This is a genomic window from Stenotrophomonas sp. Steno-Z2 (assembly GCF_056393235.1).
In genome coordinates, this window is record NZ_JBWJOY010000002.1 from 284409 (window position 1) to 300094 (window position 15686).

The 15686-nt window shown below is 69.9% G+C and carries 11 protein-coding genes and 2 tRNA genes; 6 read left to right on the forward strand and 7 right to left on the reverse strand.

Annotated features, from left to right (window positions below; all coding sequences use genetic code 11):
• The first annotated feature begins 79 nt into the window (after nucleotides 1-79).
• Together rnd and AC06FP_RS06370 are read left to right on the forward strand one after the other, a co-directional pair.
• A complete protein-coding gene (gene rnd / locus AC06FP_RS06365) occupies nucleotides 80-1174 on the forward strand; it encodes a ribonuclease D (RefSeq protein WP_456119085.1) in 1095 nt (364 codons plus the stop codon).
• 80 nt (nucleotides 1175-1254) lie between these two features.
• Nucleotides 1255-1330: transfer RNA gene (locus AC06FP_RS06370), tRNA-Ala, on the forward strand.
• Nucleotides 1331-1402: 72 nt separating this feature from the next.
• Here the strand turns inward: AC06FP_RS06370 and AC06FP_RS06375 are convergent.
• Together AC06FP_RS06375 and AC06FP_RS06380 are read right to left on the reverse strand one after the other, a co-directional pair.
• The gene (locus AC06FP_RS06375; protein WP_478074939.1) at nucleotides 1403-2953 is read right to left on the reverse strand and encodes a sensor domain-containing diguanylate cyclase; all 1551 of its coding nucleotides are present in this window, start codon (nucleotides 2951-2953) and stop codon (nucleotides 1403-1405) included.
• 157 nt (nucleotides 2954-3110) lie between these two features.
• Nucleotides 3111-3186: transfer RNA gene (locus tag AC06FP_RS06380), tRNA-Phe, on the reverse strand.
• A gap of 271 nt (nucleotides 3187-3457) precedes the next feature.
• On the opposite strand from AC06FP_RS06380, the gene AC06FP_RS06385 reads away from it, so the two are divergent.
• The gene (locus AC06FP_RS06385; protein ID WP_478074940.1) at nucleotides 3458-3997 is read left to right on the forward strand and encodes a lipocalin family protein; all 540 of its coding nucleotides are present in this window, start codon (nucleotides 3458-3460) and stop codon (nucleotides 3995-3997) included.
• A gap of 13 nt (nucleotides 3998-4010) precedes the next feature.
• Here AC06FP_RS06385 and AC06FP_RS06390 read toward each other — a convergent pair whose 3' ends face one another.
• The 5 genes from AC06FP_RS06390 to AC06FP_RS06410 form a co-directional block, all read right to left on the reverse strand.
• Nucleotides 4011-5456, reverse strand: a complete 1446-nt coding sequence (locus tag AC06FP_RS06390; RefSeq protein ID WP_478074941.1) for an amidohydrolase — start codon at nucleotides 5454-5456, stop codon at nucleotides 4011-4013.
• Between the two features lie 153 nt (nucleotides 5457-5609).
• Entirely contained in the window at nucleotides 5610-7430 is a 1821-nt protein-coding gene (locus AC06FP_RS06395; protein ID WP_478074942.1) for an amidohydrolase family protein, read from the reverse strand.
• 15 nt (nucleotides 7431-7445) lie between these two features.
• Nucleotides 7446-8459 carry a FecR family protein gene (locus AC06FP_RS06400; protein WP_478074943.1) on the reverse strand — a complete coding sequence of 338 codons (1014 nt, stop codon included), beginning with the start codon at nucleotides 8457-8459 and terminating at the stop codon, nucleotides 7446-7448.
• Complete coding sequence (locus AC06FP_RS06405; protein ID WP_478074944.1) at nucleotides 8443-9030, reverse strand: RNA polymerase sigma factor; 588 nt, start codon at nucleotides 9028-9030, stop codon at nucleotides 8443-8445. Before AC06FP_RS06405 ends, AC06FP_RS06400 begins: the two co-directional genes overlap by 17 nt.
• A 61-nt stretch (nucleotides 9031-9091) precedes the next feature.
• Nucleotides 9092-12451, reverse strand: coding sequence for a TonB-dependent receptor (locus tag AC06FP_RS06410; RefSeq protein ID WP_478074945.1), 3360 nt, complete (start codon nucleotides 12449-12451; stop codon nucleotides 9092-9094).
• A gap of 174 nt (nucleotides 12452-12625) precedes the next feature.
• Here AC06FP_RS06410 and AC06FP_RS06415 point away from each other — a divergent pair, with 174 nt between their 5' ends.
• The 3 genes from AC06FP_RS06415 (at nucleotide 12626) to AC06FP_RS06425 (ending at nucleotide 15673) form a co-directional block, all read left to right on the forward strand.
• The gene (locus AC06FP_RS06415; protein WP_456119074.1) at nucleotides 12626-13102 is read left to right on the forward strand and encodes an LEA/WHy family protein; all 477 of its coding nucleotides are present in this window, start codon (nucleotides 12626-12628) and stop codon (nucleotides 13100-13102) included.
• Between the two features lie 37 nt (nucleotides 13103-13139).
• Complete coding sequence (locus AC06FP_RS06420; protein ID WP_478074946.1) at nucleotides 13140-14930, forward strand: acyl-CoA dehydrogenase C-terminal domain-containing protein; 1791 nt, start codon at nucleotides 13140-13142, stop codon at nucleotides 14928-14930.
• Nucleotides 14931-15007: 77 nt separating this feature from the next.
• The gene (locus tag AC06FP_RS06425; protein WP_456119070.1) at nucleotides 15008-15673 is read left to right on the forward strand and encodes an HNH endonuclease; all 666 of its coding nucleotides are present in this window, start codon (nucleotides 15008-15010) and stop codon (nucleotides 15671-15673) included.
• Nucleotides 15674-15686 lie beyond the last annotated feature (13 nt).

Here is a 15686-nt window from a genome sequence, read left to right on the forward strand (position 1 = left end):
GGCTCTGCGCGCTCGGGTGCGCTGCGACGTTAGGCTATTCTCGCCTGCCTGGGCAAACCCTGCAGTTGATGGAATGGACGTGGCGCACTGGATCAAACACCCGGCGGAACTGGAAGAGCGCTACCGCCAGCGCCCCGGCCGCATCGGGCTGGACACCGAATTCATCCGCGAACGCACCTACTGGCCGCAACTGGCGCTGGTGCAGATGGCGGTAGGCGATGACATCCTGCTGATCGACCCGCTGGTACCGGGCATGGCCGATGCCCTGCGCCCGTGGCTGGAAGACGCCTCGATCCTCAAGGTCATGCACAGCGCCAGCGAGGACCTGGTCGCGTTCAAGTGCGCCTGCGGCGCCCTGCCGCGGCCGCTGTTCGACACCCAGATCGGCGCCGCGCTGGCCGGCATCGGCGGCGGCATGGGCTACCAGAAGCTGGTGGCGCAGGTCACCGGCGTGGTCCTGCCCAAGGGCGAGACCCGCTCGGACTGGATGCGCCGGCCGTTGTCGGACGCGCAGCTGGAGTACGCCGCCGACGATGTCGAATACCTGTTCGCGCTGCACGACGCGATCGACGCGCGCCTGCGCGAGCTCGGCCGCCGCGACTGGCTGCAGGACGACGCGCAGCGCCTGCTGGCGTCGGTCGACCACGATGAGCCCGAACGCTGGCCGCACCTGTCCATGCGCGCGGCGCAGTTCCTGGAAGCGGATGCGCAGCGCCGCCTGCTGCGCCTGCTGCGCTGGCGCGACCAGCAGGCCCGGCACAGCGACCGGCCGCGCAGCTGGATCCTGGACAACGAACTGGCCACGGCGCTGGCGCGCACGCCCCCGGCCGATTACGACGCTTTGCTGCGGCTGTTCGAACGTTTCCCCAAGGCGCCGCGCAAGCTCGCGCAGGCCGTGTGGCAGGCCCTGCAGACGCCGCTGCCCGACGAAGACCAGGCGCCGCAGGCGCTGGCCGCCACCGATGGCAACAAGGCCGCGCTCAAGCGCCTGCAGGACGCGGTGGCGCGCCGCACCGCCGAACTCGGCCTGCCCGACGGCCTGCTCGCCTCGCGCCGGCACCTGGAAGCGCTGCTGGAAGGCGGCGACTGGCCGGCCGCGCTCGGCGGCTGGCGACGCGACCAGCTGCAGGCGCTGCTGCAGCCCCTCTTGGCGGCGGCGCCGGCATCGCGTTAGAATTCGCGGGCCATGTGAAGCAGTCATACGGCTGGCGGGGTCCCACCCTCATCCAGCGCACTGCGATCACCGTGAAATACGGGGCCATAGCTCAGCTGGGAGAGCGCGTCGTTCGCAATGACGAGGTCGGGAGTTCGATCCTCCCTGGCTCCACCAAACAGAAGAACCCCGGGTATCCCCCGGGGTTTTTTCTTGTTCGTGGCAAGGGAAACGCGGGCGCACGGCGGCTCAGGCCGGCGGCGCCTGGGCCATGACCCGGTTGCGGCCGCCATGCTTGGCCGCGTACAGCATTTCGTCGGCGTTCTTGAATACGGCGGCGATGTCCGGGCTGCTTTCCGGCCAGCCGGCCACGCCGAGCGAGACGGTCACCTGCCCGACCGGCGGCATGCTGGCCCGTTCGACCTGCCGGCGCAGCCGCTCGGCGACCTGCGCGGCGCTGGCCACGGACGCGCCGGGCAACAGCAGCAGGAACTCCTCGCCGCCGACCCGGCACGGCACGTCGTCCACGCGCGACACGTCCTGCAGATGCATGGCCAGCTGTTTGAGGACCAGGTCGCCGACGTCGTGCCCCCAGGTGTCGTTGACCCGCTTGAAATGGTCGATGTCCAGCGAGACGACCGCGAACGGGGTCGCCTGTTCCTGCAGTTCCTGCAGCCGGGCCTGCAGGTGGCGGCGGTTGCCCAGCCCGGTCAGCGGGTCGGTGTTCACGTCCTCGCGCAGCTTGCTGATGCTCTTCTGGAACAGGCCGATGCCCAGCAGCATCGCCTTCTTCAGTTCGCGCGATTCGAAATACCAGGAGCGCACCGAGCGGATGCGCTGCGGGGTTTCCGGCTGGTCCATGGTGCGCGCGCCGTCGGCGAGCATGTGCAGCGGGTGGGCGATGACGCGCGCGCACCACCACAGCAGCAGCACCGTCAGCGCGGCCAGCGGCAGCGTTTTGAAGAACACGGTACGCATCAGCGAGGTCAGCGGCGCCAGGGTGACATCGCGCGGGCGCTGGGCGATCACCCCCCAGCCGGTGGCGGCGACCGGCGCATAGCCGGCGAGCATCGGAATCCCCTTGCTGTTGATGACCGACGCCGTCCCGCTGCCGCCACGGGTCACCTCGTCGATGGCCCGGTTGCCGTGTATCACCTTGCCGATGCGGCCGCCGTCGGGGTGGTAGATGATCTGCCCGTCGCCGTCGACCACGAACAGGTAGGAACCGTCGTGGTAGAAGTGCCGGCCCAGCAGGCGGTCGAGGATGTTTTCCTTCTGCAGGTGGATGGCGCCGCCGATCGCGCCGAGGAAGCCGCGCTGCGGGTCGTGGATCGGGCTGACCATGAGCACGATGAAATTGCCGGTCGCCGAAAGATAGGGCTTGCTGATGAGCGGACGGCGGGTGCGGATCGACTCCCTGACCGCGGCGCTGGCGAGGATCTTGCCCTGCAGCTGCAGCGTTTCCGGCGAGGTCGCCAGCACCTTGCCGGTGTCGTCGAAGATGACGATGGAATTGAAGCTCTTGCTCATCAGCCGCAGCCGCGCCGCTTCCCTGCCGAGCTTTTCGGCATCGTCCATCTGCCCGACCAGCAGCTGCGCGGTGTATTCCAGCTGCAGTTGCGCCGACTGGATGAAGTCGTCGGTGCTCTTGGCGAGCTTGGTCGCGTACGCCAGGTTGCTTTCCAGGGTGCTGTCCAGCAGTTGCTGCCGCTGTACCTGGTAGCTGGCGTGGAGCGTGTTGACGAACGGCAGGAAGGCCCCCAGCAGGACCAGGGCCAGTATCAGTTTGCGCAGGTCCATCGCCATCGTCATTCCCCGCGTCCCCGTTTGCGAACCGGCCCGGAATCACGGCCACTTTAGCCCGCAGGTCCGCCGCCATGTAGCGGTGCGATCACACAAACGGCAGGCGCCCGCGCAAATGAAAAGGGCCTGCATTTCTGCAGGCCCTTCGGATTCGTGGTGGCCGGGGAGGGAATCGAACCCCCGACACGGGGATTTTCAATCCCCTGCTCTACCAACTGAGCTACCCGGCCACTTTGTTTTCGCGACGTTCCCGCCGGCGAGGACGCGCATGATACGGATGTCTTCCGGTTTCGGCAAGCGCCACCGGAAAGTTTTTTCGCGGTGCCCGGCAACGGCTGCTTCCAGCAGGTGGAAGGCGGCAACAAAGGAACCGCCCGGAGCGGTTCCTGACATCGCCCGTCGATGGCCCGGAGGGTTGCCGCCACGGACGGCGGCAACAAAACATTTACTTCACCACGCCCGGCTTTGCATAGCCTGCGTCCCAATCCCGGAGGCCAGCCCATGCGCCATCGCCTGCTCCTGTCCCTGCCGCTGTCGCTGCTGCTCGCCACCACCGCGCTGGCGGCATCGCCGGTCGAATCGGTCGAACGCTTCGAGCTGGACCGCTATGCCGGCCAGTGGCACGAAATCGCGCACCTGCCGGTGTCGTTCCAGAAGAACTGCGTGGCCGACATCACCGCAAGCTACCGGCTGCGCGCCGATGGCCGCATCAGCGTGCTCAACCGCTGCCGCACCGGCGATGGCGGCATGATCGAGGCCGAAGGCATCGCGCGCACGGTGGCCGGGCACCCCGGCCGCCTGCAGGTGCGCTTCGCGCCGGACTGGCTGTCGTGGCTGCCCTGGGCATGGGCCGACTACTGGGTGATCGCGCTGGACCCGGACTACCAGTGGGCGATGGTCGGCGAACCGGGGCGCAAGTACCTGTGGATCCTGTCGCGCACGCCGTCGATGGACGGCGCCCTGCTCGAACGGCTCAAGCGCCAGGCCACCGACATGGGCTACGACCTGGCGCCGCTGAAGGTGATGGCGCCGGTCGAATGACGACCGGCGGCGGTCATGGCGCGGACGGCCTGCGCCGGTAGTCCAGCGGCGGCGCTTCGCGCTGCAGCAGCGGGACGTAGCGGAACTGCGCGCCACGCCGCCGCTCGAACTCGTCCCTGGCGGCGCGCACGCTGTCCGGCGACTGGAACAGCCGCACCGCGGCCAGCGCCATCGCCCTGGAGGCATTCAATGCGCCCTTGGCGCCGATGCTGGCGCCGGAGGCTGCCACCGCCTGCCAGCTGTGCGCCGGCGTGCCGGGCACCCAGGTGGCGGTGCTCAGCCCCGCGGTCGGCACGTTCCAGCTGACGTCGCCGACGTCGGTGGATGCGCTGCCGGCCACATCGGCGCGGTACGGCTGCAGCTGCATCGCCGTCTCCAGCGGCGGCCGTCGCTCCAGGTTCTGCTGCAGCTTTCCGGCGAAGGCCTGTTCCCGGGCGTCGTAGCGCACGCCGCCCACCTGTTCCAGCGCCGCCTGCATTACCTGCCCCAGCGTGTCGTTGGGCAGCAGCGAGAACACGCCGCCGGTCTGTTCGAACTCGACCGTGGTGCCGGTGCCCATCGCGGCGCCGTCGGCGGCCCTGCGCAGGCGCTCGAACACGTCGCGCACCACCGCCGGATCGACGTGGCGCACGTAGTAGTAGGCCTCGGCGAGATCCGGCACCACGTTGGGCGCGCTGCCGCCATTGCTGATCACGTAGTGGATGCGGGTGCCGTCGGGCACGTGTTCGCGCATCAGGTTGGCCATGTGGTTGAACGCTTCCACCGCGTCCAGCGCGGAGCGGCCGCGGTCCGGCGCGATGGCCGCGTGCGCGGCGACGCCGTGGAAACGGAACTTGCCGCTGATGTTGGCCAGGCTGGTGCCCTGCGCGGCCGAGTTCTCCGACGCCGGGTGCCAGTGCAGCACCACGTCCACGTCGTCGAACAGGCCGGCGCGGGTCAGATAGACCTTGCCCGAACCGCCCTCCTCGGCCGGCGTACCGTACAGGCGCACCTCGCCCGGCGTGCCGCTGGCCTTGAGCCACTGCGCGATGGCGCGCGCCGCGCCCACCGACGCCGCGCCGAACAGGTTGTGGCCGCAGGCCTGGCCCGCGTCCTGCCCGGCGATGGGCATGCGCACCGGTTCGGCCGCCTGCGCCATGCCGGGCAGCGCGTCCATCTCGGCCAGCAGCGCGATCACCGGGCCGCTGCCGCGCGTGCCGTAGGAGGCGACGAACGCGGTCGGCATGCCGGCCACGCCGGCCTCGATGCGGAAGCCGGCCTGGCGCAGTTCCTGCTGCAGCAGGCGCGAGGAACGTTCCTCCAGGTAGCCCAGTTCGGGCTGCTGCCACAGCAGCCGGCCGACCTCGGCCTGGCGGGTGGCGTAGGCATCGAGGTGGGCGAGCACGTCGCCCTCGCCAGCGCTGGTGCCGGCGGCAAGTGTCGCCAGCAGCAGCGCGCCGGCAAGCAGTCCCTGTTTCATCGCCTGTCTCCGTTCCTGCCGGACCCCAGAAAATCCTGGACCGGACAAAGCCTTCAGACCCGAGGGTTCCCGTAGGAGCGACTTCAGTCGCGATTGGGGCTTTGCCGGGAAAGCCCGATCGCGACTGAAGTCGCTCCTACAAGGGTTGTGTACTCAATAGAAGCTGACGTTGTCGATCTCGAACCAGATCTTCTGGCCGGCTTCGCCGCCGGCGGAAAACACCAGCTGCTGCACGTCGTCGCCCTTCCATTCGGCCACCGGCCCCTTGGCGCGGTACGGCGGCTGTCCCTGCAGCGCGGAGAACGGGATCTCCACCGTGCGCCACTGCGGCCCGGCCTGGAGCGGCGCGACGAAACGCCGGTCGCCCAGCGCCCGCGCCTCCAGCCGCAGCGCCGGCGTGCCGCCGCGCACGTCGAAGCGGATGCCGCGGTAGGCGCGCAGGTCCACGGGCGCGACCGAGCCACGGCTCAACGGCAGGATCGCCGCGGCATAGGCGGTCGGCTTGGTGGACAGGCGGGCCTGCACCGACAGCGCGTTGCCGCCGCTCTCGCGGGCCACGACTTCGCTCACCTGCACGGTGCGGTCGTTGCCGCCGTCGGCCTCGTCGATGCGCAGCGTGTCCAGCGCGGTGCGACCGTCGGCGCGCTCGAAATCGTCGACCAGCGCCGCCACCGGCTGCGCCGGCAGCGACAGCGCACGGTTGCCGGCCGGCAGCCGCATGCCCTCGCCGTGCACCTGGCGGCCGGCGACATAGACCCGCTCGGTATTGCGGATGTCGCCGATGCGCTCCCACGGCCGGCCCTTCACCAGCAGCAGGTCGGCACGCTTGCCGACTTCCAAGGTGCCGCGGTCGTCCACGCCCAGCGCGCGGGCGCTGTTGGCGGTGCCGGCCAGCAGCGCCTCGGCCGGGGTCAGCCCGGCATCGACCAGCAGTTCCAGCTCGCGCAGGGTCGATGCGCCGTGCGGCGTGCCGGTCATGCCGGCGTCGGTGCCGACCACCACCGGGATGCCGGCATCGTGCAGCGCCTTGACGTTGTGCAGGGCATTGGCGAAGTTGCGCTCGCGCTGCCGCAGCACCTCCGGGCGCGCGCCGGACCTGCCGCTGCCGTCCACGCGCTCGGGCAGGTAGACCGCCAGCGAGGGCGCGTAGGCGGTGCCGTGCTCGCGCATCAGCCGCACCAGTTCCTCGTCCACCGGCGTGTCCTGCACGCTGTGCGCGATCACGTCCACGCCGGCGCGCGCGGCGACCTTGCCGCGCTTGACCATCACCGTGTGGGTGAACACCTTCAGGCCGTGCCTGTGCGCCTCGTCCACCAGCGCGGCCAGGGTTTCCTCGTCCATGCTGCTGTTGTCGGCGGCGTTGGAATAGCGCCAGCCGTCGGTGAAGGCCTTGATGAAATCGGGCCGGTAGGCGGCGACGGCGCGCACGCCGGCGCGCGCGGCCTCGGGCGAATTCACCCAGCGCGTGGTGTTCTCGTCGCCCCAGTCGGCGCCATGGCCCAGCGGCGTGCTCATGCGCGCGGCGAACTTCACGTCCGGCGCGGCGATGTCGGCCAGCCACGCGCGACGCGGCGCGTAGGCCTCCGGCGGCTCGTGGAAATCGCTGACCGTGGTGACGCCGGCGGCCATGTACAGGTTGGCGACCTGCGGCAGCTCGGCCGGGCGCGCGTTGGGCGTCCAGTGCGTGTGCAGGTCGAACAGGCCGGGCAGCAGCGCCTGCCCGCGGGCGTCCACCACGCGCGCGCCCCTGGGCGCGGCCAGCGTTTCGCCGGCGCCGGCGATGGCGGCGATCCTGCCGTCCTCCACCAACACGCTGGCCGGATAGGCCGGGCGGCCGGTGCCGTCGAACACCATCGCCCCGCGGATCAGCAGCGCCGTGTTGGCGGACGTGGCGGCCACGCAGGCCTGTCCGGCGGACAGCAGCAGCGCGGTGAGCAGTGCGAGCGCGCGGGCGCGCCGGGAGTTTCTGTTCATGTCTTCAATCCAGAGTCATTGCATGGAATGCGCCGCGTGCGGCGCGCTCTCCGGCGTGCGCAGGCGCACCACCTTGCCCTGCTGCTCGACCACCAGCCCCAGGCTCAGGGCGACGCTGCGGGCGAAGCCCAGCGGGTCGCTGGCCGAGTACAGGCCGACGATGCGGCGGCTGCCGACCACCGGATCGTCGATGACGATGCGGGTGTCGCTGTAGCGCAGGAACTGCGCGGCCGCCACCGAGAGCGTGTCGCCGTTGAAGGACAGCATGCCCTCGCGCCAGGCCAGCTGCTGCTCCAGGTCCTCGCTGGGAACGGGCTCGATGCGGATGCCATGGCTGCGGTTGGCCAGCGCGCGGTAATTGGCCAGCAGCCGCGCCGGCGCCACCGCGCCCTGGGTGTCGGCCACGTCGACCACGCCCTCGCGCACCAGCACCTCGACGCCGCCGCTGCGGCGCTCGTTGAGGCTGACCGCGAAGCTGGTGCCCACCGCGGTCACGTCGGTCTCCTGCGCTCGCACCACGAACGGCCGGCCGGGGTTCTTGGCCACGTCGAACAGCGCCTCGCCCTGCAGCAGGGTGATGTTGCGGCGCGTGCCGGTGTAGCGCACGCGCACCTGCGAATCCGAATCCAGGGTGATCGCCGAGCCGTCCTGCAGCGGCACGCGCAGGATCTCGCCCTTGCGCGTGGCGTAGTACTCGGCATCGTCGTCCTGGCGATGCACGCCGATCGCCAGCAGGCTGAGCACCGCAGCCGCGCCCACCGCCCAGCGCAGCAGCCGCCGCGAGCGCCCGAAACGCGGCCGCGACGGCACGACGTCCGTCGCCGGCGCCACGCCGCTGGACAGCGCGCGGGCGCGGGCGGTGCGCGCCAGCACGGCATGGGCCCGCGCATAGGCGCCGAAGTGGCGCACGTCGGCCTGCAGCCAGGCATCGCGCGCGGCCATCTCCCCGGCGCCCAGCGCGGCGCGGTCCTCGCGCGCGACCCAGGCCGCCGCGATATCGTCGATGCTGCGTTCATCGTGTGCGCGCATGTCGCGTTCCTCCAGCTCCGAGCCTGTCCCTGCCCTCTTCCACGTCCGTCCCGTCGCGCTTCATCGAATCCATCAGTACCCGGATTCCCTTGCAGATGTGTTTCTCCACGGTGTTCTCGCTGATCCGCATGCGCTGGGCGATCTCGCGCTGCGAGTAGCCCTCGACCCGGCGCAGGACGAAGGCCTCGCGGCACTTGTCCGGCAGGCTGTCGATCAGCGCGCCGATCCGCGCCAGTTCCTGCCGCGAGGACGCGGTCCGCTCCGGACACGCCTCCTCGCCGCTGGTGGCCACCCGCTCGATCTCGGCCACCGCCTCGATCGACACCACCTGCGCGCGCCGCAGCTGCTGCAGCACCACCGACTGCGCCACCGAGTACACGTAGGCGCGCGGCTGGCGCACGTGGGACACGTCCGCCATCGCCGCCAGGATGGCGTAGGTCTCCTGGATCACGTCATCCACGTCCTGGTGCACCGGCAGGCGCCGCTGCAGCCAGTCGCGCAGCGCCGGCTCGCACGGCAGTACGTGCTCGGCCAGCCACAGCGAACGCTCCGCCGCCAGTGCCGCCGTCATGGTGACACCGGCGCGGTGCCCGGCCTGCGCCGGGCGTTTCCACGAACAGCACAATGGATCATCAGAACGCCTTGGTCACGTTGACGTACCAGTAGCGCGGATAGGCCTGGTACACCGCCGAGGAATAGCCGAACGCGTCGCTGGAGACCGGCGGGCGCTTGTTGGCCAGGTTGTTGGCGCCGACCTTCAGCGACAGCCCGTCCATCCAGCCGTCGCCCTTGAGGTCGTACTTGACGAAGGCATTGGCCAGCGTCTGCGACTTCACCGTCCACGGCGTGCCGTCGGCCAGCACCAGGCCGTTCTCCACGAACGAGCTGCTGTAGCGCGCGCTGGCGCCGACGGTCAGCTGCTGGTAGCGCCAGGTCAGGGTGCCGGACCACTTCCACTGCGGGTTGCCGCCGCTGCCGATCAGGTTGCCGCCGCCGGTGACGCGGATCGACGGATCGACCAGGCCGCTGCCCTTGGCGTCTTCCAGCGCCTGCAGCGCCGGCGAGCGCTGGCGGTAGAACTCGATCAGGCGGGTGCCGTTGAGCGACACGTCGAAACGCCCGGCACGGGTTTCCGGCGAGGCCCAGCTGAAGGTGTAGTCCACGCCGCGCACGGTCTGCGGCTCCAGGTTGACGTACTGGTCCTTGACGTAGAGCACCTTGCCCGCCGCGTCCAGGCCGGTGCCGGAGTAGCGCGCGATGTCGTCGGCGGTCGGGTCGGCGCGCACCACGTCGGCGTTGCTGCTGCCCTGCTGGCGCAGCACGTAGTCCAGGATCAGCGCGTTGCCCTCGCCGAACAGGCCGATGATGCCTTCCTGCTCGTACTTGTAGTAATCCACGGCGAAGGTGAAGCGGCCGAAGTCCTCGGGGATGAACTGCGGCTGGAACACGATGCCGGCGCTGGTGTTGGTCGAGGTTTCCGGCTTCAGGTCCGGGTTGCCCGAGCGCCGCGCGGTGGTCGAGGCGGTGTAGCCCTTGCAGCCGGCCATCGAGGCCTGGGCGCCGCTGCGCACGTCGGCCAGGCACTGGATCCAGTCGGTGCGGCTGTTGGAACGGCTGACCATGGTGGCGTTGACCTGCTCCAGGTTCGGCGCGCGGAAGCCCTTGGCCCAGGACGAGCGCACGGTCAGGCCGTCGATGATCTGCCAGCCCAGCGCCAGCTTCGGCTTGGCGACGTTGCCGAAGTCGTTGTAGCGCTCGGCGCGGCCGGCCACCTGCAGGTCCAGCGAACGGACCAGCGGGATGTCCATGCCGGGCGACACCAGCGGCACCGAGAACTCGGCGAACACGCCGGCGACGGTGCGCGAACCGTAGGTGTCCGGGGTCGGGCTGACGCCGTACATGTCGCTGGGGTACTGGACGCCGGTGATCGCGTCGGTGAAGGCCAGCGAACCGTCGACGTGCGCGTCGCGGTCGTCGCGCTGGGTTTCATGGCGCACTTCCACGCCGGCCGCCATGCCGACTTCGCCGGCCCAGGTGCGGAACAGGTCCGGGCGCGAGGCCTTGAAGTCCCACAGGTACAGCTCGGTCTCGCTCTTGCGCTTGGCCTTGTAGAAGAACCGGTCCAGCTTGCTCCAGTCGTTGCAGCCGCCGCAGAACGGGTTGTAGGCCGCCGAGGTCGGATCGGCCAGCGCCTGCTGGAACAGGGTCATGCTCACCGCGTCCTGGGTGTCGACCACCTTGGCCCTGGAGTACAGCGCCGCGCTTTCCCAGTCGAAACCGAAGTGGTAACCGCGCAGGCCGGCCAGCGCACGCACCTGGGTGTTCTTGACCTCGATCCGGGTCGGGCGCTCGAAGCGGTAGCTGGTGATCGTCACCGGCAGGCCATCCGGGCCGATGTTCAGGCCCTGCAGGCGGTTCGGGTTGAGCGTGCCGTCGGGCAGGTACATGGCGCCGAACGGGTTCCAGTAATTGCTGGCGGCCACCGTCATCGGCAGCGAGGAAATGGTGTTGACGCCGTTCTGCAGGCTGTAGGCACGCGAGTCGTACAGGCCGGCCTCGCTGAACAGCGACAGGCCGTTCTCGAAATCGTGCTTGCCGGTGGCGAACAGGTTGATGCGGCGTACGTCCGGCGCGATCGACACCGGATACAGCGACTGGTGGTTGTCGCGCAGGTTGGCGTCGGCGCCGGAAGTCGCCTTGCTGCCGGACTGCACGCACAGGCCGTCGCCGATGGTCGCGCCGCAATTGCCGTTGCTGGTCGGCTTGACGTGGAAGGCGCCGGCGGCGGTGGTCAGCCACTTGCCGTCCTGCGATACGCGCGGGCCGTTGACGGTGAAATTGCCCCACGGACTGTTGGTGTTGCGGTTGTCCACGCCGGCCAGGCCTTCATACGGCGTACCGGCGAAGTCGTCGATGCGGTTGGCGTTGCGGGTCCAGTCCTGGTCCAGCGAATTCAGGCCGGTGGTGTTGTAGTAGTTGAAGGCGATGGTGACGTTGGAGCGCAGGTCCTCGGAGTTCTTGCCCCACATGCCGTTGACCGACACGTCGCTCAGGTTGGTGCCTTCGCCGACGCCCTTCTGCACGCTGAGGGTGCCGCCGTCCATGTCGTCGCGCAGCACGTTGTTGACCACGCCGGCCACCGCGTCGGTGCCGTAGATCGCGGCGGCGCCGTCGAGCAGCACCTCGACCCGGCGCAGGTTGGCCACCGGCACGGTGTTGGCGTTGTAGGTCAGCACCGGCACCAGGTTGCCGTCGGCCTGGCTGGTGGGGTGCACCACGGTGCGGCGTCCGTTGATCAGCAGCAGGGTATTGCCCACGCCCAGGCCGCGCAGGTTGACCGAGGCGATGTCGCCGCGCGCGTAGTTGGAGCTGTTGCCGCCGTTGGTGCCGCTGAAGGTGACGTTGCCCATCTGCGGGATGGAGCGGTACAGGTCGTCGCCGGAGACCGCGCCGGTGGCTTCGATCTGTTCGGCCTGCAGGGTGGCCACCGGCAGGATCGCCGCCGACTTGCTGCCCTTGATCTGGCTGCCGACCACGGTGATCTGGTCCAGCGTGTTCACCGGGCCGTTGGCCGGCGTTTCCTGCGCCGCCGGTGCCACCGGCTCGGGCTCGGCGGCCTGCGCCACGGCCAGGCCGCCCAGGCCGCCGAGCGAGGCCAGCATCGGCGCGGCGGCGCGCAGGGTGATGGTGCGGCCATCGTCCGAGGCGATGGTGAGCCCGGTGCCGTCGAGCAGCCGGTTCAGCGCCTGCCGCGGGTCCATCTGCCCCTTCAGTTGTCCGACCTCGATCCGCCCCTCCTCGCCCATGGCCGCCGGCGCGATGATCTGCAGGCCCGCCTGGCGGGCGAATTCAGGCAGCACCTCTTCGATGCGGCCGCCCTCGATATCGAACTGCGGCGGTGCGGCGAGCGCCGGCATGGCCACGCACAGCGCCACGGCGGCCAGCCCGCCACGGATCGCGCTTGCCAGCGGCAACAACTTGAATGAACGCATTGATGAACCCCTCTCCGGTATATGCGAATGCGGCGACGTTGTCGGTCTCCTGACATGCCTAGATGAGCCCGCGGAAAAGTTCCGCCATCGGCCGCACCGCCGCCCCCCGGCCACGCCCGCCATACGGCGTAGTATCCTTTGGACGATCCCTCCGGACCCCGAGGACCGAGTAGTATGCGTTTTCGCCCACAGTACGTCCTGACCGCAGTTCTCAGCCTTGCCCTCGCTTCCTGCGGCGGCGGCGTGGTGAAGCGGGTTTCCGAGCCCGCCGCCGGCATCCAGCAGCTCACCGTCGCCAGCGACGGCAGCTGGGACGTGGAGCTGCGCCTGCGCAACTACAGCTCGATGCCGATGCGCTTCGACGACGTGTCGCTGGCGATGAAGGTCGGCGACGAAACCGCCGGCACCCTCGCCGCCGCCCCCGGGCTGTCCATCGGCCCGGAATCGGCCGACGTGGTCAAGGTCCGGCTGCAGCCTTCCTCGCCGGCGCGCATCGTCATGGCCGACGCCCTGGCCGGCGGCCGCTCGCTGTTCTACGAACTGGAAGGCACGGTCAAGGCCACGCCCGAAGAGAAGAAACAGCGCAGCTTCGAGGTGAAATCCCGCAACAGCCTGAACCAGGCCCCGGGCCTGCCCGGCGTGCTGCGCTGATCCGCTTCCCCTTTCCGTTTCATCCGAGATCGCACCGATGAGCAACTACAAGGCCCCCGTTACCGACCTCCGTTTCGCCCTGCACGACGTGCTCAAGGCCGAGTCCCTGTTCGCCGCGATGGGCCATGGCGACGCCAGCGCCGACGTCATCGACGCCGTGCTCGAGGAAGCCGGCCGCTTCAGCGCCAGCGTGCTGGCGCCGCTGAACGCCGTGGGCGACGAGAACGGCTGCACGCTGGACAAGGCCACCGGCGAGGTCACCACCGCCCCCGGCTTCAGGCAAGCCTATGCGCAGTTCGTCGAAGGCGGCTGGACCGGCCTGACCGCCGCGCCGGAGTTCGGCGGCCAGGGCATGCCGGAAACGCTGGGCATGGCGCTGAGCGAGATGGTGTCCGCGGCCAACCTGGCCTGGAGCCTGTTCCCGATGCTGTCGCACGGCGCGGTCGAGGCGCTCAGGCACTACGGCGAGGACTGGCAGAAGGAGGCCTTCCTCAAGCCGCTGGTGGCCGGCAACTGGACCGGCACCATGTGCCTGACCGAACCGCACGCCGGCACGGACCTGGGCCTGCTCAAGACCCGCGCCGAGCCCAATGCCGACGGCAGCTACGCCATCACCGGCACCAAGATCTTCATCACCGCCGGCGAGCACGACCTGAGCGAGAACATCGTGCACCTGGTACTGGCCAAGCTGCCCGACGCGCCGCCGGGGCCGAAGGGCATCTCGCTGTTCGTCACGCCCAAGTACAAGGTCGGCCGCGACGGCTCGATGGGCGAACGCAATGCCCTGCGCTGCGGCGCGCTGGAACACAAGATGGGCATCCACGGCTCGTCCACCTGCGTGATGAACTTCGACGGCGCCCAGGGCTACCTCGTCGGCCAGCCGCACAAGGGCCTGCAGGCGATGTTCGTGATGATGAACTCCGCGCGCCTGGGCGTCGGCATCCAGGGCCTGGCGCAGTCCGAGCGCGCCTGGCAGGGTGCGCTGGCCTACGCCCGCGAACGCCTGCAGTCGCGCGCGCCCAAGGGCGCGCAGCTGGCGGACAAGCCGGCCGACCCGATCATCGCCCAGCCCGACGTGCGCCGCATGCTGCTGTCGATCAAGGCGCTGACCGAGGGCGGCCGCCTGCTCGCCGCCCATGCCTACACCCAGCTGGACGCCGCGCAGAGCGCCGGCGACGCGCAGGCGCGCGCCGACGCCGAGACCCTGGTCGGCTTCCTCACGCCCATCGTCAAGGCCTGCCTGACCGAGTGGAGCATCGAGAACACCTACAACGCGCAGCAGTGCTTCGGCGGCCACGGCTACATCGCCGAGCACGGCATGGAGCAGCTGGCGCGCGATGCCCGCATCACCACCCTGTACGAAGGCACCACCGGCATCCAGGCGCTGGACCTGATCGGCCGCAAGACCGCCGTGTCGCAGGGCGCGGGCCTGAGGCTGTTCCTGGCCGAGATCGAGGCGTTCATCGCCGCCAATGCCGGCAACCCCGCCGTGGCCGAATTCCTGCCCGCCCTGGGCGCCAAGGCGCAGGAATGGGGCAAGCTGACCATGAACGTGCTGCAGCGCGCCGCCGCCAACCCGGAAGAACTCGGCGCGGCCAGCTGGGACTACCTGTTCTACAGCGGCTATGTCGCCCTGGCCTACTGGTGGGCGCGCGCCGTGGCCGCGGCGCAGTCCTCGTCCCATACCGACGACTTCAAGCAGGCCAAGCTGGAAACCGCGCGTTTCTACTACGCACGCATCCTGCCGCGCACCCTGGCCCACGCCGCCAGCATGGAAAGCGGCGCCGGACCGCTGATGGCCCTGGACGCCGCGCGCTTCGGCGAGTGAACCCGGCCCGGCCGCCATCGTCGATGGCGGCCGGGTTTACACAAACTGTCACGCTTCGTGTATAAGCTGTTTTCCCGATGGAGACAGACACTACACCGCGTGGTCTGATCGATACCGGAGTCGCCGCATCCGCTCCGGACCCGGAGTTTTCGCTCCCGCCCTCCCTGCACCGCCTCGGTTCCGTGCGACTGCTGTCGCTGGACGCGCATGGCCGCGTGCTCGACTGGATCAACTGGCAGGAAGCGTCCTGCCTCTACGCGCGCGGCGCGGTGGCCTGGACCCTGGGCGACCCCTGCCTGCACGTGCACGGCGCCATCAACCGCGCCAGCGGGCTGCGCAGCGGCCTGGACCTGCACCCGATCATCGCCTCGCGCGGCCACGCCCGCTCGCGCGCCATCGACCCCACGCCCAACCTCACCAACACCGCGCTGTTCGCCCGCGACGCGCAGCTGTGCCTGTACTGCGGCCAGCAGTTCAGCCGCCCGCACCTCACCCGCGACCACGTGATGCCGCTGTCCAAGGGCGGCCGCGACATCTGGGAAAACGTGGTCAGCGCCTGCTTCCAGTGCAACTCGCGCAAGAGCAACCGCACCCCGCAGCAGGCCAACATGCCGCTGCTGGCGGTGCCTTACCGGCCCAGCTGGATCGAGCACCTGATCCTGTCCAACCGCAACATCCTCGCCGACCAGATGGCCTTCCTGCAGGCGCAGCTGCCGAAGAAGGCGTTGCGGCGCAGCGCCTGATCCCGGGCAATCC

What these genes read in the sequence shown, in the direction of transcription:
- AC06FP_RS06375 (WP_478074939.1), bottom strand. Translation starts at nt 2,953, where the DNA reads ATGGACCTGCGCAAACTGATACTGGCCCTGGTCCTGCTGGGGGCCTTC.
- AC06FP_RS06410 (WP_478074945.1), bottom strand. Translation starts at nt 12,451, where the DNA reads ATGCGTTCATTCAAGTTGTTGCCGCTGGCAAGCGCGATCCGTGGCGGG.
- AC06FP_RS06400 (WP_478074943.1), bottom strand. Translation starts at nt 8,459, where the DNA reads ATGCGCGCACACGATGAACGCAGCATCGACGATATCGCGGCGGCCTGG.
- AC06FP_RS06405 (WP_478074944.1), bottom strand. Translation starts at nt 9,030, where the DNA reads ATGACGGCGGCACTGGCGGCGGAGCGTTCGCTGTGGCTGGCCGAGCAC.
- AC06FP_RS06395 (WP_478074942.1), bottom strand. Translation starts at nt 7,430, where the DNA reads ATGAACAGAAACTCCCGGCGCGCCCGCGCGCTCGCACTGCTCACCGCG.
- AC06FP_RS06425 (WP_456119070.1), top strand. Translation starts at nt 15,008, where the DNA reads ATGGAGACAGACACTACACCGCGTGGTCTGATCGATACCGGAGTCGCC.
- AC06FP_RS06385 (WP_478074940.1), top strand. Translation starts at nt 3,458, where the DNA reads ATGCGCCATCGCCTGCTCCTGTCCCTGCCGCTGTCGCTGCTGCTCGCC.
- AC06FP_RS06390 (WP_478074941.1), bottom strand. Translation starts at nt 5,456, where the DNA reads ATGAAACAGGGACTGCTTGCCGGCGCGCTGCTGCTGGCGACACTTGCC.
- AC06FP_RS06420 (WP_478074946.1), top strand. Translation starts at nt 13,140, where the DNA reads ATGAGCAACTACAAGGCCCCCGTTACCGACCTCCGTTTCGCCCTGCAC.
- AC06FP_RS06415 (WP_456119074.1), top strand. Translation starts at nt 12,626, where the DNA reads ATGCGTTTTCGCCCACAGTACGTCCTGACCGCAGTTCTCAGCCTTGCC.